The following is a 22226-nucleotide window of genomic DNA, read 5'->3' on the forward strand; positions in this document are numbered from 1 at the left end:
CCCACTGCCGCCCCGGGGGCCACACGCGTAGACTCCCCCCGTGGCCAAGGTGACGCGCGACGATGTAGCCCGACTGGCTGGGACCTCGACCGCGGTCGTCAGCTACGTGATCAACAACGGTCCGCGCCCGGTCGCGCCCGCGACCCGGGAGAAGGTCCTCGCCGCGATCGAGCAGCTCGGCTACCGGCCGAACAGCGTCGCCCAGGCGATGGCCTCCCGCCGGACCAACCTGATCGGCATGGTCGTCCCGGACGCCCGCCAGCCCTTCTTCGCCGAGATGGCCCACGCCGTCGAACGCGCCGCCTCCGAGCGCGGCAAGCTCGTGCTGATCGGCAACTCCGACTACGTCGACGACCGCGAGGTCCACTACGTCCGTGCCTTCCTCGGCATGCGGGTCTCCGGCCTGATCCTGGTCAGCCAGGGCCCCTCGCAGCGCGCCGCCGAGGAGTTCGCCGCGATGGAGGGGGCGAAGGTGGTGCTGCTGCACCGCCGCCCGGAGGCGATCGACGACGTCGCGGTGGTCACCGACGACGTGGGCGGCGCCGAGGCCGTCGTCCGCCACCTGCTGGAGGTGCACGGGCACCCGTACGTGGCCTGCTTCGGCGGCCCGGTCGAGTCCCCCGCCCCCGGCGACCCGGTCATCGACCACGTCGAGGGCTGGCAGCGCGCCATGGACGCCCACGGCGTCCCCACCGCGCCGCACCTGGTCGACGCGCCCTTCCACCGCTACGGCGCCTACGAGGTCGCCCTCGACCTGCTGCGCTCCCCGGACCGCCCGCGGGCCGTCTTCTGCTCCACCGACGACCAGGCCATCGGCGTGCTGCGGGCCGCCCGCGAGGTCGGCCTGCGGGTCCCCGAGGACCTCGCCGTGGCCGGCTTCGACGACGTGCCCGAGGCCGCCCTCGCCGACCCGCCGCTGACCACCGTCGCCTCCGACCGCGACGCGATGGCCCGGGCCGCCGTGGACCTGGTGCTCGACGACTCCCTGATGGTGCCCGGCTCGGACACCGAACGGGTCCGCAAGTTCCCGTCCCGCCTGGTCATCCGCCGTTCCTGCGGCTGCGACGGCGCCGCCCCCGGCCGGGCCGCCGCGCAGTAGCCGGAGCGGAACCGCCGATTCCGCTCCAGTGGTCGCCTGACCAGGCTTTATGAGAAGTCAACGGGGTTCTCGGACCCTTCTGAGCCGCTTCTCATCCGGCCCTCATCCACCGGGCGGAACTTGGTCGGCATGAGCGAACAGCAGCACAACCCCAGCGAGCAGTACGGCCAGTACGAGCCCCGCGTCATCGAGGGCACCGTGCTGGGCTCCGGCACCGGCGGCACCGACCCGCAGCCCGGGTACGGCCACCCCCGGGGCGGCACCGACCCGTACGCCGGGTACGGCCACCGCGAGGACCACTCCGGCAACGCCTTCGGCGCCACGCCGCCCCCGCCGCCGATGCCGCCGGAGCCGCCCACCCTGCTCGGGCAGCCCTCGGACCCCCAGGGCCCCGGCAACCACGGCGGCCACGCCCGGCGCGGGCTGCTGCGCGGCCGGCTCGCCATGGTGACCGCCGTCGCCGCGATCGCCGCCGTCATCGGCGGCGTCACCGGCGGGGTCATCGCCGCCGACCGCCAGTCCGGCGACACCCGGGTCGGCACCATCGCCAGCCCGGTCTCGGCCCGCACCGACGGCACCGCCGACGTGCCCGCCATCGCCGCCGCCGTCTCGCCCAGCGTCGTGCAGATCACCGTCAAGGACCGCACCGGCACCGCCACCGGCACCGGCGTCGTCCTGAACACCGACGGCCAGATCCTCACCAACTACCACGTGATCTCCACCGCCTCCGACGGCGGCCAGATCACCGTCACCTTCAAGGACGGCTCCACCGCCTCCGGCGCGGTCACCGGCACCGACAAGAACCTCGACGTCGCCGTGGTCACCGCCAGTGGCGCCAAGAACCTCACCCCGGCCGTCCTCGGCGACTCCTCCACCATGGCCGTCGGCGACCCGGTCGTCGCCATCGGCAACCCCGACGGCCTCACCGGCACCGTCACCTCCGGCATCATCAGCGCCGAGAACCGCGACGTCACCGTCCAGCTCGACGAGGGCTCCACCAGCGGCAACGGCGGCTTCGGCCTCCCGTTCCTGCCCGGCCTGCCCGGCCTGCGCGGCGGCGCCCAGCAGCAACAGCAGAGCAGCGGCGACACCACCACCTACAAGGCCTTCCAGACCGACGCGGCGCTCAACCCCGGCAACTCCGGCGGCCCGCTGATCAACGCGAACGGCCAGGTCATCGCCATCAACTCGGCGATGTACGCGCCCAGCGGCTCCAGCTCCTCCGGCAGCAGCAGCGCCGGCAGCGTCGGCCTCGGCTTCGCCATCCCGATGAACGACATCAAGCAGGTCCTGCCGAAGCTCGAATCCGGCCAGAGCCTGTGAGCCACAATCCGTAGGAACCGGCGAACGTCCGCACGGCGGACAATGGCCACCAGCACGACCCAGCAGACCCAGCAGGCCCTCCACCCGACGAGAAAGGGCACCAGCCCATGACCCCGTCCGCCGACGACCGCACCCCCGCCGAGGCCGGCCACCCCTCCGCCCGGCTCCTCGTGGTCGACGACGAACCCGCCCTCCGGGACGCCCTGGAGAGCAGCCTCGCCTTCGAGGGCTACGAGGTCGCCACCGCCACCGACGGCTACGAGGCCCTGGAATCCGTCGAACGCGACAAGCCCGACCTCGTCCTGCTGGACATCATGATGCCCCGGATGGACGGCCTCACCGCCGTCCGCCGGATGCGCTCCCGCGGCGACACCGTCCCCGTCCTGATGCTCACCGCCCGCGACGCCGTCGGCGACCGCGTCACCGGCCTCGACGTCGGCGCCGACGACTACCTCGCCAAGCCCTTCGAACTCGACGAACTCCTCGCCCGCGTCCGCGCCCTGCTGCGCCGCAACGCGCTCGCCACCGAGGCCGCCGCCCGCGCCGTCGTCGAGGACGACAGCGAGGTGCTCGCCTTCGCCGACCTACGGATGAACACCGCCACCCGCGAGGTCACCCGCGGCGGCAAGGCCGTGGAACTGACCCGCACCGAGTTCATGCTGCTGGAGATGTTCCTCTCCCACCCCCGCCAGGTCCTGACCCGCGAACAGATCCTCAAGGCGGTCTGGGGCTTCGACTTCGAACCGTCCTCCAACTCCCTGGACGTGTACGTGATGTACCTGCGCCGCAAGACCGAGCAGGGCGGCATGTCCCGTCTCATCCAGACCGTACGAGGCGTCGGCTACGCCCTGCGCCCGGCAGCCGGCACCAGCGCGTGAGCACGGTTCCGCCCCCGCCCCTGGCTCCGCCGCGGGGTCCCGGCCGCCGCGCGCGCCTGGTCCGCTGGTACCGCTCCCGCTCGCTCCGCGGCCGCCTCACCTTCCTGAGCGCGGCGGCGGTGGCGGTGGCCATCGCGATGTCGGCGCTGGCCTGCTGGTTCATCGTCGAGAAGCAGTTGTACGGCCAGGTCCGGACGGAGCTGCTCGACTCCCCGCAGCCCCAGAAGGTTCCCGGGCTCATGTACTGCGCCTCCTCGCCGCAGGAGGCGCCGACGGCGCAGGGAGGTTCGTCGACCGAGAACAACACCCCGCTCAGGGACGTCCAGTTCGTCATCGCGAACACCGGTCAGGTCTGTTTCCCCGTGCGCCTCGGCCGGGCCGTGGTGCTCCAGCCGAGCGACGCCCAGGCCTACCACCTCAAGACCGGCCAGTCGATCATCCGCGACGGCCACTACACCAACGGCGATCCGGCTGTCGTCCGCATCTCCTTCCTCCCGAGCCACACCTACGGCCCGGTCCTGGCCATGGTCGCGACCCCCACCCGGCCCATCGAGGAATCCCTCCAGGGCCTCGCCGTCCTGCTCGGCGCGGTCTCCCTCGGCGGCATCCTGCTCGCCGCCGTCGCCGGCCGCCTGGTGGCCCACTCCTCCCTCAAACCCGTCGACCAACTCTCCGACGCCGTCGAGCACATCGCCCGCACCGAGGAGGTCGGCACCACCATCCCGGTGCACGGCGACGACGAGATCGCCCGGCTGTCCACCTCGTTCAACTCGATGAGCACCGCCCTCGCCAACTCCCGCGAGCGGCAGACCCGGCTGATCGCCGACGCGGGCCACGAGCTGCGCACACCCCTCACCTCGCTGCGCACCAACGTCGACCTGCTGATCCGCAGCGACGACACCGGCCGCCCGCTCCCGCCCGCCACCAAGACCAAGCTGCTGGGCAACATGAAGGCCCAGATGCAGGAACTCACCGTGCTGATCGGCGACCTGCTCCAGCTCTCCCGCCCCGACACCCCCAAGGCCGGCCCCAACCTCACCGTGGTCGCCCTGCACGAGATCGCCGGCCGGGCGGTCGAGCGCGCGAAGCTCCGCGGCCCCGGGCTGGTCTTCGAGGTGGCCACCGAGCCCTGGTACGCGCACGGCGACGCGGCCGGCCTGGAACGGGCGGTGATCAACCTGCTGGACAACGCGGTCAAGTACAGCCCGCCCGGCGGCACCATCGAGGTCCGCCTCCACCAGGGCGTGCTGACCGTCCGCGACCACGGCCCCGGCATCCCGCCGGACGAGTTGCAGTACGTCTTCGACCGGTTCTGGCGCTCCCCTTCCTCCCGTCAACTCCCGGGCTCCGGCCTGGGGTTGTCGATCGTTGCGCAGAGCGTCCGGGAGGCGGGCGGCGAGGTCACGCTCGGCCCGGCCGCGGACGGCGGACCGGGCGCGCTGGCGACCGTGAGACTTCCCGGCGGCCCCGCCCCCGAGTAGCCGCCGGGAACAACGAGACGGGCGGGGCGCCCCGACAGCGCCCCGCCCGTCCTCAGGTACGGCTCACGGTCAGTCGATGTCGCTGCCCGGGCCGAGGATCTTGATCCGATCCTGGGCCGGCGCCTTCAGCGGCGCGCCCGCCGAGCTGTGGGCCGTCAGGTAGGCCGTGAAGACGTCCAGGTCGGAGGCGCCGACGAGCTTGTCGGTGCCGGCCGCGAAGGCCGGGAAGCCGTCGCCGCCGCCGGCCAGGAACTCGTTGGCCGCGACCCGGTACGAGGCGGCCGGGTCGACCGGGGCGCCGTTCAGCCGGATCGAGTCCAGGACCACCCGGTCCGCGCCGGTCCTGCGCATGTCCAGGGTGTAGTGGAGGTTGTTCGACACCTGGAGGATCTTCGGCGCCGCGTCGTTGAGGCCGCTCACCTGCTGCTGCAGCAGCTGGACCAGCTGGGCCCCGGTCAGCGTCTTGACCTGCATCATGTTGGTGAACGGCTGGACGGTGAACGCCTCGCCGTAGGTCACCACCCCGTCGCCCTCACCGCCCGAGGCCTTGTAGACCAGGTCGGAGCGCAGCCCCCCGGGGTTCATGAAGGCGACCTGCGCCCCGCCCTTGCCGGCCGGGGCGAGCCCCTCCAGCTGCGCGTCCGCGATCACGTCGCCGAGCGGCTTCTCCAGGTCGCCGCTGCCGCGCCCGTTGATGTCCGAGGCGATGTAGCCGATCGGCCGGTTGGCCTTCGGGGCGGCCAGCTTGGAGTAGTGGTCGATCAGCGCCGTCATGTCCGGGGCCTTCTCGACCGTGCGGCGCACCACGTGGTTCTCGGCCTTGACCGACGGGCGGACGATCTCGCCGGTGGTCTTGTCCAGCTTCATGTCGATCTGGGTGAACAGCCGGCCGAAGGAGGCGGCGCTGGTCACCGAGCGCGGCACGCCGTTCGGGTCGGGGATGGCGCAGGAGTACGCGTTGTGGGTGTGGCCGGTGACGATGGCGCCGACCGCCGGGTCGATCTTCTTCGCGATGTCGACGATCGGGCCGGAGACGCCCTGGCCGGCCGGGCCGCAGTCGTAGTTGTAGACGCCGCTGGCCGGGTAGCCGCCCTCGTGGATCAGCGCGACGATCGAGTTGACGCCCTTGGCCTTCAGCTCCGCGGCGTACTTGTTGATCGTGGTGACCTCGTTGGCGAACTTCAGGCCCTTGACGCCCTCCGCCGTCACGATGTTCGGCGTGCCCTCCAGGGTGACGCCGATGAACCCGATCTTCACGCCCTGCGACTTGGTCACCCAGTACGGCGCCAGCAGCGGCTTGCCGGTCTTCTCGTCGGTGACGTTGGCCGACAGGTAGTTGAAGTTCGCGCCCTTGAAGGTGCGGCCGGGCTCGTAGCAGCCGTCGGTCGGGTGGCAGCCGCCGTCCTGCTTGCGCAGCAGCTCCGCCGCGCCCTGGTCGAACTCGTGGTTGCCGACCGAGGTGACGTCCAGGCCGAGCTTGTCCATCGCCTCGATGGTCGGCTCGTCGTGGAACAGGGCCGAGGTGAGCGGGCTGGCGCCGACGATGTCGCCGGCCGCGACGGTGATCGAGTCGTCGGCCGGGATCCGCGCCTTGCGCAGCTCGGTGGCCAGGTACTCGATGCCGCCGGCCGGGGTCGAGACGGTCTGGCCGGTGGCCGGGTCGACCTCCTTGATCGTGCCGGAGGAGCCGGCCGGGGGCTCCAGGTTGCCGTGGAAGTCGTTGATCGCCAGCAGCTGGAGGTTGACGGTCTTGTGACGCTTGGCGTTGGCATCGGCGGCCTGCGCGGCCGTCGGCACGACCACCGTGCCGAACAGACCTGCGGCGGCGACGACGGCGAACGCCGCCCGTCGGGATCTGACGGTGAGCATGAGAGGTTCCCCTGCACTGTGGAGGAGCACGCGGCGGCGGAGGGCACCGGTGCGTGGGCGATGTGTTGCGCGAGTGCAGCCTAGGGTCAACGCGCGTAGCTGTCAGGAGGTCCGACGTAACGAGAGGATTACCTGCTGACGAACCATCGCCGTCCCACCGGCCCCGGTAGCCTGCGGACGAACTCCCGGGCGTCGCTCCGGCCCCGGGCCCCGCCGGGGTTCCCGCCCTGCTCGGACCCCCGGCCGCGCGCGCACCCCCGCCCTGCTCAGACCCCCGGCTCGGCCGCCAACTGCCGCTCGGCCCGCACCCGTTCGGCCACCGCGTCCTCGGTCATCGCGCGGTCGGTGTACACCAGCGGCCGCTCGGTGTCGGTGATGATGTGCTTGACCACCTGGACGTTGCCGTTGACGTCCCACACCGCGATGCCCGGCGACAGCGTCGGGATGATCTCCACCGCCCAGCGCGGCAGGCCCAGCACCCGGCCGGTGGCCCGCGCCTCCTCGGCCTTCTGCATGTAGATCGTCCTGGTGGAGGCCATCTTGAGGATCGCCGAGGCCTCCTTGGCCGCCGCGCCGTCCACCACGTCCGACAGGTGGTGCACCACCGCCACGAAGGACAGCCCGAGCCGGCGCCCGAACTTCAGCAGCCGCTGGAACAGCTGGGCCACGAAGGGGCTGTTGATGATGTGCCAGGCCTCCTCGACCAGGAAGATGCGCTTCTTCCGGTCCGGCCGGATCCAGGTGTGCTCCAGCCACACCCCGACGATCGCCATCAGGATCGGCATCGCGATCGAGTTGCGGTCGATGTGCGAGAGGTCGAAGACGATCAGCGGCGCGTCCAGGTCGATGCCGTCGCTGGTCGGGCCGTCGAACATGCCGCGCAGGTCGCCGTCGACCAGCCGGTCCAGCACCAACGCCACGTCCAGGCCCCAGGACTGCACCTCGTCCACCGCCACCCCCAGCGACTCCACCGAGGAGAGGTCGGGGTTGCGCAGGGTGTCGATGATGTCGTCCAGCACCGGCTGACGCCCCTGCACCGAGGCCACCACATGGGCGTGCGCGGCCTTCAGCGCGAAGCCCGCCCGCTCCTCCAGACCGCGCCCCATCGCCACCTCGACGATGGTGCGCAGCAGCGACAGCTGACCGGTCTGGGTGATCGCCGGGTCCAGCGGGTTGAGCTTCACCCCGCCGTCCCGGGCCGCCATCGGGTCCAGCCGGATCGACTTTATGCCGAGCGCGTTCGCGATCAGGTTCCACTCGCCGACGCCGTCCTCGCCCTGCGCGTCGAGCACCACGACCTGCCGGTCACGGAACCTCAACTGCCGCAGCACGTAGGTCTTCTCCAGCGCGGACTTGCCGTTGCCGGACTCGCCCAGCACCAGCCAGTGCGGGGCCGGCAGCTGCTGCCCGTACAGCTGGAAGGGGTCGTACACGTAGCCCTTGCCGCTGTACACCTCGCGCCCGATGATCACGCCCGAGTCGCCCAACCCCGGTGCGGCGGTGGGCAGGTAGACCGCCTGGGCCTGGCCGGTGGAGGTGCGCACCGGCAGCCGGGTGGTCTCCACCTTGCCGAACATCAGGCTGGTGAACGCGTCGGTGAGGTTGCCGAGCGCCATGGGCGGCCTCCTGGTGCCAGCGGGGAAGGCGGACGGTGGACGGGGTGCGGGAGGTGGGCCCGGTCAGCGCCGGATGCCGGTGGCGAACGGGAGGGTGTTGACGAAGGCCCGGTGGTGCTCGCGGTCGCACCACTCCAGCTTGAGGTAGCTCTTGCCCGCCGAGGCCCGGATGGTCCGCTTGTCGCGGGCCAGCGCATCGGGGTTGCGCGAGGAGACCGTGATGTAGCCGACCAGGTTCACCCCGGCCGCGCCGGAGGCCAGGTCGTCACCGCGCTGGTCCACCCGGCCGGTGTGGGCCAGGTCGCGCGGGTCGACCGTGCGGTTCATCTTGGCCGCACGGCTGGCCTCGGCCTCGTCGTTGGTCTTCTCGGTCAGCATCCGCTCGATCGCGACGTCGGTGGGCTCCAGGTCCATCGTCACCGCGACCGTCCGGATCACGTCCGGGGTGTGCACCAGCAGCGGGGCCAGGAAGTTGACGCCCACCGGGGTGAGCGGCCACTCCTTGATCCACGCGGTGGCGTGGCACCACGGCTCCCGGGTCACCGACTCCCGGGTCTTCGCCGTCAGGTACTGCGGGTGGGTCGCGTCCAGCTCGGCCGGCCAGGCGTTGCGCCGGGACATCGCCTGGATGTGGTCGATCGGGTGGTCCGGGTCGTACATCGAGTGCAGCAGCGAGGAGAGCCGGGCCTGGCCCAGCGGCTGGCGCACCCGGATGTCCGCCTCCGCCAGCCGGGCGCAGATGTCGGTCAGCTCGCGGGCCATCACGGCCGCCAGCCCGTCGTCGTCCCGGGCCCGCCCGCCGGTCGCGGTGCGGCCCATCGCGTGCGCCTCGGCGGCCAGGTCACGGGTGTAGTGCATGCAGGCCACCAGGTACGCCCGGTGCTGCTCCGAGGAGGTCGACACCATCGACTGCAGTTGGTCGTACGAGTCCTGCAGCCAGCGCGGCGCGTCGTGGTCACCGCGCCGCTCGACGTCCTTGGCGTGCGCGTCCGGGTCGGCCGGCAGGGTGCGGGCCAGGATCTGCAGCCGGGTCACGAAACCGTCCCCGTTGGCGACGTGCTTCAGCAGCGTGCCGAAGCGGTCGACCAGCGCCTCCTGGTCCTCCGAGTCGCGCAGCCCGACGCCCGGCCCCTCGATCTCGATCGCGGCCGTCACCGTCCGGCGCTCCAGGTGCATCAGCACCCCGACCTCGTCCGGCCCGAACGGCGCGGTCAGCCAGCGCAGCCGCCCCACCCCGGGCGGCGGGCCGATCTCCACCTCACGGCCGTCCATCCGGGTGCCCGCGTCCATCGCGTCCGAACGCCACAGGCCGCGCCCGCTCCGGGCCGTCCGACGGTAGGTGCGGTTGATCTCCACCCACTTGTAGAACGTCCGCTTGCGGTACGGCACGTAGACCGCCGCGATGGCCAGCAGCGGCAGGCCGATCAGACCGGCGATCCGCAGGGGAAGGACCGGCATCAGCAGGCCCCAGAGCATCCCGAGGAACGCCCCGAAGATGATCAGCAGGATCTCCCCGGACTCCCGGTTGCGGCCGATCGGCGCGTTCGGGCGGGCCTTGCCGATCAGGTAGGTGCGGCGCTGGTGCACGTACGGCTGGGCGTACTGGGCCCCGTACTGGCCGAGCGGTTCGCTGCTCACTTACCCGTCACCCTCCCTTCGCTGGATTGCTGTCGCGGATCGGAACCGGGGCCTGCGGCGGCCCGGCCTGCGGCGGCGGGACCGGGGTCCGGCCGGCGTGCGCGGCGATGCCGGGCGCCACCGAGCCGCCGCCCGCACCCCCGCCACCCCCGCCGGCCGCCTGCGGCCCGCGGTCGCCGTGGGTCGTGATGCCCTGCTTCATCAGGTTCGCGGTGCCGTTGATCAGCGCCGAGCCGGCCGACACCGCACTCGCCCGGGCCCGGCGCATGTTCAGCATCTCGTCGCCGAAGGTCGGCACGAAGCGGTAGACCGCGGCGCTCGCGAAGATCGACAGGAACAGGATCGCCAGCCCGGACAGCACCCGGGCGAAGTCGTCGTTGGCCCCGGCCCCGGTCGCCACCGCGCCCGCCAGCCCCATGATGATCACGATGATCGGCTTCGCCAGGTCCACCGCCAGCATCATCCCGGCCCACCGGCGCACGTGCTTCCACAACTGCCGGTCCACCAGGCCCGCGTACACCGCCGTCCCCAGCAGCGCGCCCACGTAGAGCATCGCCGCCCGGATCACCAGCTCGATCCAGAGCACCGCGGCGGCCAGCACCGCGACCAGCGACACGATCACCAGGATCAGCGGCCCGCCGCCGACGTCGCCCTTCTCCAGGGTGTCCGCGAATCCGCTCAGGTACGTCCCGGTATCCGACTTCGTCCCGACCGCGATCGCCTTCGTCAGGCCGTCCGTCACGCTCACGATGGTGAACAGGATCAGCGGCGTGAACGCCGAGGCCACCACCGTCAGCCAGAGGAAGCCGATCGCCTCCGAGATCGCCGTCGTCAACGGCGCCCCGCGCACCGCGCGCTTGGTCACCGCCAGCAGCCACAGCACCAGCGTGATCACCGTCGACACCGCGAACACCACGGCGTACTGCTGCAGGAACGACTGGTTGGTGAAGTCCACCGACGTCGTCCCGTCGATCGCCCCCGACAGCTTCCGCACCACCCACGCCGCCGCCTGGGCACACCCCTTGGCGAGCGAACCCAACGGGTCGGTGACGGTGCCGACGGCGCCGCTGCCGGGGATGACGACGGCTCCGTTGGGAGCGCATCCAGCGTCACTGCCCGGGATCGGGAGGTCGACCTTCTGACACGTGGGGGTGGCGGTCGGCGACGGCGACGGATCGGCGAAGACCCGCTGGGCCGCCACCATCGCGACCACCTGCAAGGTGGCCAGGACACCGGCCAGCGCACCCGCACGGCGTGCGGTCGTCCTGCGAGTGGTCTGGTCAACGGGCATAGCGGAACCCCCCGAACTGCTGCACGGCGCCGGTGATCTCGTCGGCGGTGGCGGCCTGCTGGTCTCCGGGCATCGGCGCGGGGCCCTGCCTGCTGGTGAAGTCGGTGAGCTTCCAGTCGCTCCCCGTCCAGTGCAGCGAGAGCGTGAGGGTGAACCAGTTGGCGGTCACCGGCTGGACGGAGCGTTCGCCGGCGAGGCCGGTGAGGCCGGTGCACCACACCTCGACCTTGGCGTCCGGGTCCCCGTAGCCGGTCGACTTGGTGCCGACCGGGACGGTGCGACTGACGAAGGTGAGGCCCTTGGGCGCCCGGCCCTGGGCGTCGAGGCCGTAGTGGGCGGCGGTGTCGCCGCCGAAGCCCTGGTCGAGCCGGCTCTGCAGCGCCCCCACCGCGCCCGGGTCGGCGATGGTGGCGACGATGGTGTGCCGGCTGTCGGTGCGGAACATGTCCGCGGAGCCGATCGCGACGGCGTAGTTGGCGGCGGCGGACTGGGCGCCCTGCTCACTGTGCGGGAAGCCGGAGGCGATGCCGTTGACGGTGGTGCCGACGGGCTGGTCGCCGCTGGGGGCCGGGCCGGCGCCGGAGCCGCCGGTCGGGGCGGCGCGGTCGGCGGAGCCGCCGGTCCCGCCGGAGCCGGGACCGGGCTTGCCGCGGTTGGCGATCGAGATGGCGACGACGAGCAGGGTGACGACCACCAGGACGGTCAGCAGGGCGCGCAGAGGCCGGGACTGACGGAGGGTCGGCGGCGTGGAGGGCTGTTCGTCGACCGGCAGCCGCGTTCGGGTGTGCGGCTGGTCGTCGGACAACGGCACGGCGGCCCTCCTGGTGCGGGGAGCCGGGGCGGCTCCGGGGGCCCTCCGGCCGGGGGCGGGCGCGGACGGAGGGTGGGAACGGGGGGTGGAGTCCTGGCGGGTCGGCCCGCTGGGGAGGTCCGGGCGGGGGACCTGCCCTCAGTGGGACCGGGTCACTGCTGTCCGATCGTCAGATCGCCATGCCGTAGACAATGGTGAACAGAGTGCCGAGTGATCCAATGATGAACACGCCGGTCAGCCCGGCGATGATCAGCCCCTTGCCCTGTTCGGCGCCGAAGCTGTCCCGCATCGCGGTCGCGCCGATCCGCTGTTTGGCCGCACCCCAGACGGCGAGGCCGAGGCAGATGAGGATGGCGACGGCCATGATGACCTCGACCATCACCCGGGCCTCCGACCCGAGGCTCGAGAACGGGCCCCAGTCCGGGGCGATCCCGCCGATGATGGTGTCGATATTCGGCTTCTTGGGGGGGTCCTCGGCCAGGTGGCCGACCGCATAGGTGTGCACGCTGCTCAGGTTCATTTCCATCTCACCGCCCGATCAGGCAAATTCAAGGGCCCGGACCCCGCCCGCGCGAAGGGTCGGTGCCTATTCTTGGCCAGATCTGATGTCGACTTGGCTACTTCTCGCGGATTGGTCGTGAGGCATCGGACACGTACGCGAGGATGTCCACCGTACGAAGGATAGCGCTCACTCTTTGTATCTCTGATGATTGCGGTGAGCAACGCCTTCCGGGACACTTCGACTGACGATTCGTCGGGATGGTGCTGATGGTACTCCGGAAGGCCGGTACGGCCGCCGCTGCGGCGGGAGTTGTTGCGTTCGGGTTCCTCGGTCTGGTGACGATCGGGACGTATGCGGCGAGTGGGACGTCGCAGCAGTCGGCGAATCGTTCCGCCCTCTCCCCCGGCACCGTGCCGGCGGCCTACCAGGACGCGATCCAGAAGTGGGGCTCGCTCTGCCCGGAGATCTCCCCACCGATGCTCGCCGCGCAGCTGTACCAGGAAAGCGGTTTCGATCCCAAGGCCCAATCGGGCGTCGGGGCCCAGGGAATGGCGCAGTTCATGCCGGACACCTGGCCGGTGTACGCCACCGACGGTGACGGGGACGGCAAGAAGGACGTCTGGAACCCGTACGACGCGATCGCCACGGCGGCGGTCTACGACTGCGCGCTGGCCAAGGACGTCTCCGGGGTGCCGGGCGACCCGCAGGCCAACATGCTGGCGGCCTACAACGCGGGCCCGTACGCGGTGACGAAGAACCGGGGCATCCCGCCGTACAAGGAGACCCAGGGCTACGTCCGGAACATCCAGGCGATGGCCCGCAGTTTCGCCGCGCCGACCGCGCCGGTGGAGGTGTCCGCGCAGTCGGCCGCCGCGATCTACTTCGCGCAGACCAAGCTCGGGACGCCGTACCTGTGGGGCGGTGAGGGCCTCGCCTCGCAGAACGGGCAGTTCGACTGCTCCGGGCTCACCCGGGCCGCGTTCGAGACGGTGGGCATCGAGCTGCCCCGGGTGGCCAACGACCAGTGGTACGCCGGCCCGCACCCGTCGCGGGATCAGCTGCGCCCGGGCGACCTGGTGTTCTTCGCGACGGACCTGTCCGATCCGCGCAGCATCCACCACGTCGGGATCTACGTGGGCGGCGGTTACATGATCAACGCACCGCACACCGGCGCGGTGATCCGCTACGACAAGATCGACACCCGGGAGTACATCGGCGCGACCCGGGTCACCTCCGACGGCGCCCAGGCGCTGCCGACCCGGGGCGGCGGCGGCAACGGCGCGGTCAACGCCCCGAGCCGCCCGGGCGCCACCGCACCCACCACCCCGGCCGCTCCGGCGGCCCCGACGACTCCGGCCGCCCCGGCCCGGCCCGCGGTCGCCGCCCCGCCCGCCCCGACCGCGGCGGCGGGCCGCCCCAACGGAACCGCGGGGACCACCGGGACGACGGGGGCCGCCGGAGCTGCGGGAACCGGCTGAGCGGCCCGGGTCGTCCGTCGTTCTGTGTGCGGCCTGTGGACGCTGAGTCAAGTTTCCATAACCGCGCGTTTCCGTGGAACGCTTGGTCCCGACGATGACGTTGGGTCCGGTGGTCCCTCGTCAGCTTTCCGCGCCGGGCGGGCCCCGGCCGGAACGAACAGGTGCAGCGGACCAGAAGGAGGTACGGCGTGTCGACGCCGCTTGCCGACACGACCAACCCCGACCTCGGCCTGCTCTACGCCGTCAACGGCCTGGCCAAACGCTCCCCCCAGGGGCTGGACCACCTGGTCTCGTGGATCGGCGAGTACGGCATCCTGATCGGCCTCGCGGTGCTCGGGCTGGTGGGCTGGTGGCAGGCCAGACGCCGGCCGGACGCCCCGGTGGCGATCGCCGGGCTGCTCTGGGTGCCGCTCTCGGTGGCCATCGCCGAACTGGCCAACCTGCCGATCGCGGCGATCGTGAACCGGCCGCGGCCCTTCGTCGACCACCCGGGGCTGCTGGTGCTGGTGGACGGCAAGGCGGGCACCCACTCGTTCGTCAGCGACCACTCGACCATGACGATGGCCGTGGCGGTGGCGCTCTTCCTGGTGAACCGGAAGCTGGGCTGGATCGCCGGCGGCCTGGCCCTGCTGCAGGGCTTCTGCCGGATGTTCATGGGCGTCCACTACCCGACCGACGTGATCGGCGGCTTCGCGCTCGCCGTCGCCGTGGTGCTGCTGCTGGCGCCGATCGCCATGGCGGTCCTGGTCCCGTTCTGCCACGCGCTGACCCGGACGGCGGTCGCCCCGCTGGTCCGGGCACCGGAGCGCGGCGGCAGCGCCCGCGGCACCGCCCCGCGCGGACGGCGGCGCGGCCGCGGCGCGGTGCGCTCCGAGGAGCAGCCGCCGGAGTCCGACCTGGCGGCCTGAGCCCCGCCGCGCCGGGCGCAGCGGCCCGAACCACGGGAGCGGGCCTAGTCCGCCGGGTCGCCGCCGATGTCGGCGAGGTGGTCGGCCGCCTCGCGGCGGGCCAGGTCGCGGGAGCGGCGGGCGGCGGAGTACCAGCCGCAGCTACAGGTCGCGAAGGCGAAGGAACCGCGTTCGCCGACGGCGACACGGTGCTCGGGCATCGGGGTGGTGCCGGGGGTGACCGGCAGCTCACTGTGCACGTGGTTCACCGTAACGCGCCGGGCGGCCGGGGCGCGAACCCCGCCGTCGGCCCTGTGCGACGACCGGAGGCCGTAACTCTTCGCAGTCCAACTCGTTTGCCCGGAAAGAGCTCTGCCCGTCGCGGTGTCCGCCCGGGCAGTCGGTCCCGAGGGGGTTGTCGCGAGGATGAAGATGACCGACCAGCAGAGAACCGGACGGCCGCCGCGCCGGCCGGGGCCGCACCTGCGCTCGGCCGCCGGGGCGGCCCTGCTGACCGCCGCCCTGGCCGCGGGGGCCGCCGGGTGCTCGGGCTCCTCCGGCGGCGGCTCCTCCGACCAGCAGTCGAGCGCCCCCGACCAGCTGGCCGCGGACCCGCTGACGGCGGTGCGCAGCGCGGCGGACATCACCGGCCGCACCGGTTCCGCGCACGCGGGCACCGAGCTGGTCACGGAGTCCGCCGACAAGAAGGCCTCCTTCACCGGGAGCGGCGGCTACGACTACGTGAAGCGGATCGGCCGGCTGGAGGTCCAGGTCCCGCCGGGGGCGGCCACCACCGGGAAGATCGTCGAGGTGGTCCTGCCGGGCACCGTCTACCTGCAGAACAGCGGTGCCAAGGTGCCCGAGGGCAAGTGGGTCAAGCTGGACGTGCGCCAGTTGCCGGACGGCAACCTGGTCAGCGGCGGCGCCACCGACCCGGCGTCGGCGGCGGGCGCGCTGCGCGGGGCGCAGAAGGCCGACCTGGTCGGCACCGAGACGGTGGACGGCACCCCGCTGCACCACTACCGGGGCACCCTGGACCTGGCCAAGGCGGCCGACGCCACCGGCGGCCGGGGCGGCGACGGCCTGCGGATGGGCGGGCAGACCTTCACCGTCAAGGAGGTCCCGTACGACGCCTGGCTGGACGACCAGGGCCGGCTGCACAAGGTGGTGGAGGTGTTCACCTTCGCCGGGGTGGCCGGGTCGAAGGAGGCGAAGGACCAGGTGAAGGTCACGTCGACCACCTCGTTGTCGGACTTCGGCAAGCCGGTCGAGGCGGCCGAGCCGGCGGCTTCGGACATCTACCAGATGAAGCCCTCGGAGAGCCCGAAGTAGCAGACGCCGGGGCGATACGGGGCGCCGTCGGCGCGGGTGGCCGTCCGGGGAGCGACGGCCACCCGTTTCGGGGGCGCCGAGATGGCCCGTCCGTGCCATGTGGACGGGCCCCGGAGTGCCTAGGCTGGACGTCGGGTGGCTGCCGCCCGGGCTGGCGAGGCACTGAAGGGGTGGTGCAGGTGGTGTCGTCCACGGGCGGCCGCAGCGGCGGCCACGACGACGCGGCCCTCGACGAGATCGAGCTGGCCGGCGAGCTGATGATCGCCGCGACGGCCAGCAGCGGTGACCGGCTGCCGACCGAGCGGATCGACGAGGTGCTGCTGGACCGGGTGGACCCGACCCGGGCCGAGCGGGAGGGCGACGGCTGACCGGTGCCCCGGTCCGTCGCCGGTCGGGTCAGCTGCGCAGCAGCCGGCCGATCGCGGCCGAGGCCTCCGCCACCTTGGCGTCCAGCTCGACGCCGCCCTGTTCGGCGGCCGCGGCGACGCAGTGCCGCAGGTGCTCCTCCAGCAGGGAGAGCGCGAAGGACTGCAGCGCCTTGGTGCTGGCCGAGACCTGGGTGAGCACGTCGATGCAGTAGACGTCCTCGTCGACCATGCGCTGGAGACCGCGGATCTGGCCCTCGATCCGGCGCAGCCGCTTGAGGTGGGCGTCCTTCTGGGCGCTGTAGCCGTGCGGGCCGTGGCCGCCCGGGTGGCCCGCGGTGGCGGGGGTGCCGGCCTGCGGCTCGGTGCCCGGCGCGTCGTCCGGCTCGGTGCGCGCTTGCGTCGTGGTCATCGGCCCGCCTTCGTCTGAGTGCCTGGTGGCTGCGTCGGCCACCAGTGTCCAACACCGGGGCCCGGTGTGGTGTTCCGACGGCCCACCCGGCATGTGCCGAAGGGCCTGGTGGGGATCGCCGCGGGGTTCACCCGTCTGAGCGGCGCCCCGGTCGGGCGCGGCGCAGGACGAGGGCGATCGGGGCGAGGTTCCGTCAGACTGGGTCCTTGCGTCCACACCTGGCCGTGCGGTCCGGGCCGGTCGGTGCGGCACCGAACGGAAGAGGAGGTTCCGCCTCCCCGGGCACCACCCCGTTTGCGCGATCGTGCTCGGTTGCACCTAGCATCGTTCAGTCCCTACCCCGCACATCGGAGAATTCCGTGCGTTTTAGCCTGACCCCGAAGGAGACGAGTTTCTACGACATGTTCGCCGCCGCCGCGGAGAACCTCGTCGTCGGATCGAAGCTCCTGCTGGAACTGCTGGGATCAGACGTGTCGGCCCGCGCGGAGATCGTCGAGCGCATGCGCGCCGCCGAGCACGCCGGGGACGACACCACCCATGCCGTCTTCCACCAGTTGAACTCCTCCTTCATCACGCCCTTCGACCGCGAGGACATCTACAGCCTCGCCTCGTCGCTGGACGACATCATGGACTTCATGGAGGAGGCCGTCGACCTGGTCGTCCTCTACGACATCCAGACCCTGCCGAAGGGCATCGAGCAGCAGATCGAGGTGCTGGCGCGCGCCGCGGAACTCACCGCCGAGGCGATGCCCAACCTGCGCAGCATGTCGAACCTCACCGAGTACTGGATCGAGGTCAACCGGCTCGAGAACCAGGCCGACCAGATCCACCGCAAGCTGCTCGCCCACCTCTTCTCCGGTCAGTACGACGCCATCGAGGTGCTCAAGCTGAAGCAGGTCGTGGACGTCCTTGAGGAGGCGGCGGACGCGTTCGAGCACGTCGCCAACACGGTGGAGACCATCGCCGTCAAGGAGTCCTGACCCTCGTGGACACGGCTGCACTCATCGCCGTCATCGGCGTTGCGTTCTTCTTCACGTACACCAACGGCTTCCACGACTCGGCGAACGCGATCGCCACGTCGGTCTCCACCCGGGCACTGACCCCGAAGGCCGCGCTCGCGATGGCCGCCGTGATGAACCTGGCCGGTGCCTTCCTGGGCAGCGGCGTGGCGCACACCGTCTCCAAGGGGATCATCGAGACCCCCACCGGCAACCAGGGGATGGCGATCCTCTTCGCCGCCCTGGTCGGCGCGATCGCCTGGAACCTGATCACCTGGTACTTCGGACTGCCGTCCTCCTCCTCGCACGCGCTGTTCGGCGGCATGGTGGGCGCGGCGCTGGCCGGCGGCATCGACGTGATCTGGAGCGGGGTCCTCGACAAGATCGTCATCCCGATGATCGTCTCGCCGATCGTCGGCCTGATCGGCGGCTTCGCCGTGATGCTGGCGATCCTCTGGCTGTTCCGCCGGGCCAACCCGCACCGCGCCAAGCGCAACTTCCGGGTCGCCCAGACCGCCTCGGCCGCCGCGATGGCGCTGGCGCACGGTCTGCAGGACGCCCAGAAGACCATGGGCATCGTGGTCATGGCGCTCACCATCTCGGGCCACCAGACCGGCGGCGGCATCCCGGTCTGGGTGAAGATCTCCTGCGCGACGATGCTCTCGCTGGGCACCTACGCGGGCGGCTGGCGGATCATGCGGACCCTCGGCCGCAAGATCATCGAGCTGGACCCGCCGCAGGGCTTCGCCGCCGAGGCCACCTCTGCGGCGATCATGTACATCACCTCGTTCGTCTTCAAGGCGCCGATCTCCACCACCCACGTGATCACCGCGGCGATCATGGGCGCGGGGGCCACCAAGCGGATCCGCGCGGTGCGCTGGGGCGTCGCCAAGAACATCGTGCTCGGCTGGTTCATCACGATGCCGGCGGCCGCCATCGTCGCAGCGCTGATGTACTGGTTCGTCCACCTCTTCTGGGGCTGAGCCCCGGGCACCTGGCCCTCCCGCCCCGAGCCGAAGGGCCGCGCCGGTGCCGAAAGGGAGGAAGCGAGGGAGCGACGCAGGAGCGAGGGAGCGCCGACCGTCGGCACCGGGCCGGAGCGGCCCGGAGGCGAGCGGGCGAACAACAGACCCCGCCCCGAGCCGAAGGGCCGCGCCGGTACCGAAAGGGAGAAGCGACAAGCGAGGAACGAGCGCCGGAGCGCCGACCGTCGGCACCGGACAAGAGCGGCCCGGAGGCGAGCGGGCGAACAACAGAACAGGGCCCGCCCCCACATCTCGGGGGCGGGCCCTTCTTCATGCCCCGCGGCGGCACCGCCATGCAGCACCGCGGGACAGCTGGGGTCCGGCTCTAGCCGAAGCGGCCGGAGATGTAGTCCTCGGTCGCCTGCACCGACGGGTTGGAGAAGATCCGCTGGGTGTCGTCCAGCTCGATCAGCTTGCCCGGCTGGCCGACGCCCGCCAGGTTGAAGAAGGCGGTGCGGTCGCTGACGCGGGCCGCCTGCTGCATGTTGTGGGTCACGATGACGATGGTGAACTGCGACTTCAGCTCGCCGATCAGGTCCTCGATGGCGAGGGTGGAGATCGGGTCGAGCGCGGAGCAGGGCTCGTCCATCAGCAGGACCTGCGGCTCGACCGCGATCGCGCGGGCGATGCAGAGGCGCTGCTGCTGGCCGCCGGAGAGGCCGGCGCCCGGCTTGCTCAGCCGGGTGTGGACCTCGTTCCAGAGGTTGGCGCCCTTGAGCGAGCGCTCCACCACCTCGTCCAGGACGGCCTTCTTCTTCACGCCGGCGAGCCGGAGCCCGGCGACCACGTTGTCGTAGATCGACATGGTCGGGAACGGGTTCGGGCGCTGGAAGACCATGCCGATCGAGCGGCGCACGGCGACCGGGTCGACGTTGGAGGCGTACAGGTTCTCGTCGTCCAGGAGGACCTTGCCCTCGACCCGGGCGCCGGGGATCACCTCGTGCATCCGGTTGAGGGTGCGCAGGAAGGTCGACTTGCCGCAGCCGGAGGGGCCGATGAAGGCGGTCACCGAGCGGGGTTCGATGCTCATCGAGATGTCCTCGATGGCCTTGGTGGTGCCGTAGTAGGCCGACAGTCCGCTGACGTCGATGCGCTTGGCCATGATCGTTGCTTCTCTCGTCTGTCTTCGTACGTCAGTCGGTCGCTCAGTGTCCGCCCTTGGGCGAGCGCCAGCGTGCGATGCCCCGGGCGATGAGGTTGAGCCCCATCACGAAGGCGATCAGCACCAGCGCCGCACCCCAGGCACGGGCGTAGCCGAAGTCGTTGTTGACCACCGAGTACTGCTGCCAGATGTACATCGGCAGGGACTGCTGCGGTCCGTCGAACGGGTTGCTGTTGATGTAGTCGGCGCCGAACACCAGCATCATCACCGGGGCGGTCTCGCCCGTGATGCGGGCGACCGCGAGCATCACACCGGTGGTGATGCCGCCGATCGCGGTGGGGAGGACGATCCGCAGGATGGTCTTCCACTTCGGCACGCCGAGGGCGTACGAGGCCTCGCGCAGCTCGTTCGGGACGAGCTTGAGCATCTCCTCGGTGGACCGGACCACGACCGGGATCATCAGGATCGCCAGCGCGAGGCTGCCCGAGAAGCCGGAGTAGCTGAAGCCCAGGGCGAGGTTCCAGACCGAGAGGATGAACAGACCGGCGACGATCGACGGGACACCCGTCATGACGTCGACGAAGAAGGTGACGGCCTTGGCGAGCCGGCCGCGGCCGTACTCGACCAGGTAGACGGCGGTCAGCAGACCCAGCGGGGCGGCCATCAGGGTGGCCAGGCCGACCTGCTGCAGGGTGCCGAGCAGCGCGTGGTACATGCCGCCGCCGGGGCCGGACTGGATGACGCCCTTCATCGAGTGGCTCAGGAAGTTCCCGTTCACCACGCCGATGCCCTGCTGGATCGTGTAGACGGTCAGCGAGACGAGCGGGACGACGGCCAGGATGAAGGCGACCCAGACCACCGAGGTGGCGAAGCGGTCCTTGGCCTGACGGCGGCCCTCGACCTGGGCCGAGAGCAGGTAGCTGCCAAGCAGGAACAGCAGGGCCGAGAGCAGGCCCCACTGGAGGTGGCTCTCCAGGCCGGCGGCGGCGCCGATCCCGCAGCCGACCGCGATCGAGCCGACGGCGACGGCGGGCGGGGTCCACTTGGGCAGCCGGTTGGCGGTCAGCTTCGGGCCGACCTGCGGCCGGGCGTCCTCGGGGACGCTCGTGACGATGCTCATGCGTTGGCCCCCGAGTACTCCTTGCGGCGGGCGATGATCAGTCGCGCGGCACCGTTCACCAGCAGGGTGATGACGAACAGGACGAGGCCGGAGGCCATCAGCGCGTCGCGGCCGTTGTTGCCGGCCTCGGCGAACTTCAGCGCGATGTTCTGCGCGAAGGTGCCGCCGCCCGCGTCGAGGATGTGCAGCGACAGGACGCTGTTGGCGGAGAGCACCACCGCGACCGCGATGGTCTCGCCGAGCGCGCGGCCGAGGCCGAGCATCGAGGCCGAGATGATGCCGGGGCGGCCGAACGGCAGCACCGAGGTGCGGATCATCTCCCAGCGGGTCGCGCCGAGCGCGAGCGCCGCCTCCTCGTGCATCCGCGGCACCTGGCGGAACACCTCGCGGGAGACCGCGGTGATGATCGGCAGGATCATGATCGCCAGCAGGATGCCTACGGTGAACAGGTTGCGCGGCGGGCCGCTCTTGGTCTGCTCGAAGAGGTACGTCCAGCCGAGGTACTGGTTGAGCCAGCTGGTCAGCCCGTCCATGTGCGGGACGAGGAACAGCGCGCCCCAGAGGCCGTAGACGATGCTGGGCACGGCGGCGAGCAGGTCGACCAGGTAGGCGAACGGCTGGGCGATCCGGCGCGGCGCGTAGTGCGAGATGAACAGCGCGATCCCGATGGCCACCGGGACGGCGATCACCATCGCGATCAGGGCGCTGACGATGGTGCCGAAGGCCAGGACGGCGATGCCGAAGACCGGCTTCGGGGCGTCCGGCGTCCACTCGAAGGTGGTGAGGAAGTTGCCGTCGTTGTTGCTGAGGGCGATGCCCGAGCGCCAGGCCAGGAAGCCGGCGATCGCGGCCATGATGACCAGCAGCAGGATGCCCGCACCGCGGGCGAGGTTCATGAAGATCTTGTCGCCGACGCGGCTGTCGCGCGGTCGGCGTTCCCTGCCTCGCGGGGCGGCAGGGGAGGATGAAGTCATTGGTCTACTCCGGTCTGGTGGTGCC

At 71.5% G+C, this 22226-nt stretch carries 21 protein-coding genes; 10 read left to right on the forward strand and 11 right to left on the reverse strand.

Going from position 1 to position 22226, the window contains the following annotated elements; all coding sequences use genetic code 11:
* The first annotated feature begins 40 nt into the window (after positions 1–40).
* The 4 genes from AB0O91_RS34445 to AB0O91_RS34460 all read left to right on the forward strand — a co-directional run bounded on the left by AB0O91_RS34445 (position 41) and on the right by AB0O91_RS34460 (position 4781).
* Positions 41–1099, forward strand: a complete 1059-nt coding sequence (locus AB0O91_RS34445) for a LacI family DNA-binding transcriptional regulator (RefSeq protein ID WP_363441685.1) — start codon at positions 41–43, stop codon at positions 1097–1099.
* A gap of 129 nt (positions 1100–1228) precedes the next feature.
* Positions 1229–2422 carry a trypsin-like peptidase domain-containing protein gene (locus tag AB0O91_RS34450; RefSeq protein ID WP_363441687.1) on the forward strand — a complete coding sequence of 398 codons (1194 nt, stop codon included), beginning with the start codon at positions 1229–1231 and terminating at the stop codon, positions 2420–2422.
* A gap of 107 nt (positions 2423–2529) precedes the next feature.
* Entirely contained in the window at positions 2530–3300 is a 771-nt protein-coding gene (locus AB0O91_RS34455; protein WP_363441689.1) for a response regulator transcription factor, read from the forward strand.
* Positions 3297–4781: a HAMP domain-containing sensor histidine kinase gene (locus AB0O91_RS34460; RefSeq protein WP_363441691.1), complete on the forward strand. Its 1485-nt coding sequence runs from the start codon at positions 3297–3299 to the stop codon at positions 4779–4781. Before AB0O91_RS34455 ends, AB0O91_RS34460 begins: the two co-directional genes overlap by 4 nt.
* A 69-nt stretch (positions 4782–4850) precedes the next feature.
* Here the strand turns inward: AB0O91_RS34460 and AB0O91_RS34465 are convergent, their stop codons facing one another.
* The 6 genes from AB0O91_RS34465 to AB0O91_RS34490 all read right to left on the reverse strand — a co-directional run bounded on the left by AB0O91_RS34465 (position 4851) and on the right by AB0O91_RS34490 (position 12526).
* A complete protein-coding gene (locus tag AB0O91_RS34465) occupies positions 4851–6650 on the reverse strand; it encodes a bifunctional metallophosphatase/5'-nucleotidase (protein WP_363441693.1) in 1800 nt (599 codons plus the stop codon).
* 266 nt (positions 6651–6916) lie between these two features.
* On the reverse strand, positions 6917–8266 hold the full coding sequence (locus AB0O91_RS34470; RefSeq protein WP_363441695.1) for an ATP-binding protein: 1350 nt from the start codon (positions 8264–8266) through the stop codon (positions 6917–6919).
* Between the two features lie 63 nt (positions 8267–8329).
* Positions 8330–9904: an SCO6880 family protein gene (locus tag AB0O91_RS34475; RefSeq protein WP_363441697.1), complete on the reverse strand. Its 1575-nt coding sequence runs from the start codon at positions 9902–9904 to the stop codon at positions 8330–8332.
* 7 nt (positions 9905–9911) lie between these two features.
* On the reverse strand, positions 9912–11195 hold the full coding sequence (locus tag AB0O91_RS34480) for a hypothetical protein (RefSeq protein WP_363441699.1): 1284 nt from the start codon (positions 11193–11195) through the stop codon (positions 9912–9914).
* Positions 11185–12006: a hypothetical protein gene (locus tag AB0O91_RS34485; RefSeq protein ID WP_363441701.1), complete on the reverse strand. Its 822-nt coding sequence runs from the start codon at positions 12004–12006 to the stop codon at positions 11185–11187. Before AB0O91_RS34485 ends, AB0O91_RS34480 begins: the two co-directional genes overlap by 11 nt.
* Before the next feature lie 169 nt (positions 12007–12175).
* Positions 12176–12526: a hypothetical protein gene (locus AB0O91_RS34490; protein ID WP_363441703.1), complete on the reverse strand. Its 351-nt coding sequence runs from the start codon at positions 12524–12526 to the stop codon at positions 12176–12178.
* Between the two features lie 248 nt (positions 12527–12774).
* Between AB0O91_RS34490 and AB0O91_RS34495 the strand changes: the two genes are divergently transcribed.
* Both AB0O91_RS34495 and AB0O91_RS34500 read left to right on the forward strand, forming a co-directional pair.
* On the forward strand, positions 12775–13986 hold the full coding sequence (locus AB0O91_RS34495) for a bifunctional lytic transglycosylase/C40 family peptidase (RefSeq protein ID WP_363441730.1): 1212 nt from the start codon (positions 12775–12777) through the stop codon (positions 13984–13986).
* Between the two features lie 188 nt (positions 13987–14174).
* Positions 14175–14894 (forward strand): phosphatase PAP2 family protein, encoded by a 720-nt coding sequence (locus tag AB0O91_RS34500; protein WP_363441705.1) that lies wholly within the window; start codon positions 14175–14177, stop codon positions 14892–14894.
* A 44-nt stretch (positions 14895–14938) separates the two neighbouring features.
* Here AB0O91_RS34500 and AB0O91_RS34505 read toward each other — a convergent pair whose 3' ends face one another.
* Positions 14939–15133: a hypothetical protein gene (locus AB0O91_RS34505; RefSeq protein WP_363441734.1), complete on the reverse strand. Its 195-nt coding sequence runs from the start codon at positions 15131–15133 to the stop codon at positions 14939–14941.
* Positions 15134–15305: 172 nt separating this feature from the next.
* Here AB0O91_RS34505 and AB0O91_RS34510 point away from each other — a divergent pair, with 172 nt between their 5' ends.
* Positions 15306–16205 carry a hypothetical protein gene (locus AB0O91_RS34510; protein WP_363441707.1) on the forward strand — a complete coding sequence of 300 codons (900 nt, stop codon included), beginning with the start codon at positions 15306–15308 and terminating at the stop codon, positions 16203–16205.
* Between the two features lie 179 nt (positions 16206–16384).
* A complete protein-coding gene (locus tag AB0O91_RS34515; RefSeq protein WP_363441709.1) occupies positions 16385–16573 on the forward strand; it encodes a hypothetical protein in 189 nt (62 codons plus the stop codon).
* 28 nt (positions 16574–16601) lie between these two features.
* Here the strand turns inward: AB0O91_RS34515 and AB0O91_RS34520 are convergent, their stop codons facing one another.
* On the reverse strand, positions 16602–16982 hold the full coding sequence (locus AB0O91_RS34520; RefSeq protein WP_363441711.1) for a metal-sensitive transcriptional regulator: 381 nt from the start codon (positions 16980–16982) through the stop codon (positions 16602–16604).
* A gap of 359 nt (positions 16983–17341) precedes the next feature.
* On the opposite strand from AB0O91_RS34520, the gene AB0O91_RS34525 reads away from it, so the two are divergent.
* Together AB0O91_RS34525 and AB0O91_RS34530 are read left to right on the forward strand one after the other, a co-directional pair.
* Positions 17342–17962, forward strand: a complete 621-nt coding sequence (locus tag AB0O91_RS34525; protein ID WP_030059626.1) for a DUF47 family protein — start codon at positions 17342–17344, stop codon at positions 17960–17962.
* 5 nt (positions 17963–17967) lie between these two features.
* Positions 17968–18963 (forward strand): inorganic phosphate transporter, encoded by a 996-nt coding sequence (locus AB0O91_RS34530; RefSeq protein WP_363441713.1) that lies wholly within the window; start codon positions 17968–17970, stop codon positions 18961–18963.
* A 367-nt stretch (positions 18964–19330) separates the two neighbouring features.
* On the opposite strand, the gene pstB is transcribed toward AB0O91_RS34530, so the two are convergent.
* The 3 genes from pstB to pstC are packed head-to-tail and all read right to left on the reverse strand — an operon-like array spanning position 19331 to position 22201.
* A complete protein-coding gene (gene pstB, locus AB0O91_RS34535) occupies positions 19331–20107 on the reverse strand; it encodes a phosphate ABC transporter ATP-binding protein PstB (protein WP_363441715.1) in 777 nt (258 codons plus the stop codon).
* 43 nt (positions 20108–20150) lie between these two features.
* Complete coding sequence (gene pstA / locus AB0O91_RS34540; protein ID WP_363441717.1) at positions 20151–21227, reverse strand: phosphate ABC transporter permease PstA; 1077 nt, start codon at positions 21225–21227, stop codon at positions 20151–20153.
* The gene (gene pstC / locus AB0O91_RS34545; protein ID WP_363441719.1) at positions 21224–22201 is read right to left on the reverse strand and encodes a phosphate ABC transporter permease subunit PstC; all 978 of its coding nucleotides are present in this window, start codon (positions 22199–22201) and stop codon (positions 21224–21226) included. The genes pstA and pstC overlap by 4 nt, the downstream gene beginning before the upstream one ends.
* Positions 22202–22226: the final 25 nt, after the last annotated feature.

The organism is Kitasatospora sp. NPDC089797 (assembly GCF_040684795.1).
GTDB lineage: Bacteria > Actinomycetota > Actinomycetes > Streptomycetales > Streptomycetaceae > Kitasatospora.

Bases quoted from the DNA above. Each gene is read 5' to 3' on its own strand.
- AB0O91_RS34495 (WP_363441730.1), top strand. From the start codon at position 12,775: ATGGTACTCCGGAAGGCCGGTACGGCCGCCGCTGCGGCGGGAGTTGTT.
- AB0O91_RS34470 (WP_363441695.1), bottom strand. From the start codon at position 8,266: ATGGCGCTCGGCAACCTCACCGACGCGTTCACCAGCCTGATGTTCGGC.
- AB0O91_RS34510 (WP_363441707.1), top strand. From the start codon at position 15,306: ATGACCGACCAGCAGAGAACCGGACGGCCGCCGCGCCGGCCGGGGCCG.
- AB0O91_RS34455 (WP_363441689.1), top strand. From the start codon at position 2,530: ATGACCCCGTCCGCCGACGACCGCACCCCCGCCGAGGCCGGCCACCCC.
- pstB (WP_363441715.1), bottom strand. From the start codon at position 20,107: ATGGCCAAGCGCATCGACGTCAGCGGACTGTCGGCCTACTACGGCACC.
- pstC (WP_363441719.1), bottom strand. From the start codon at position 22,201: ATGACTTCATCCTCCCCTGCCGCCCCGCGAGGCAGGGAACGCCGACCG.
- AB0O91_RS34480 (WP_363441699.1), bottom strand. From the start codon at position 11,195: ATGCCCGTTGACCAGACCACTCGCAGGACGACCGCACGCCGTGCGGGT.
- AB0O91_RS34450 (WP_363441687.1), top strand. From the start codon at position 1,229: ATGAGCGAACAGCAGCACAACCCCAGCGAGCAGTACGGCCAGTACGAG.
- AB0O91_RS34465 (WP_363441693.1), bottom strand. From the start codon at position 6,650: ATGCTCACCGTCAGATCCCGACGGGCGGCGTTCGCCGTCGTCGCCGCC.
- AB0O91_RS34490 (WP_363441703.1), bottom strand. From the start codon at position 12,526: ATGAACCTGAGCAGCGTGCACACCTATGCGGTCGGCCACCTGGCCGAG.
- AB0O91_RS34520 (WP_363441711.1), bottom strand. From the start codon at position 16,982: ATGACCACGACGCAAGCGCGCACCGAGCCGGACGACGCGCCGGGCACC.
- pstA (WP_363441717.1), bottom strand. From the start codon at position 21,227: ATGAGCATCGTCACGAGCGTCCCCGAGGACGCCCGGCCGCAGGTCGGC.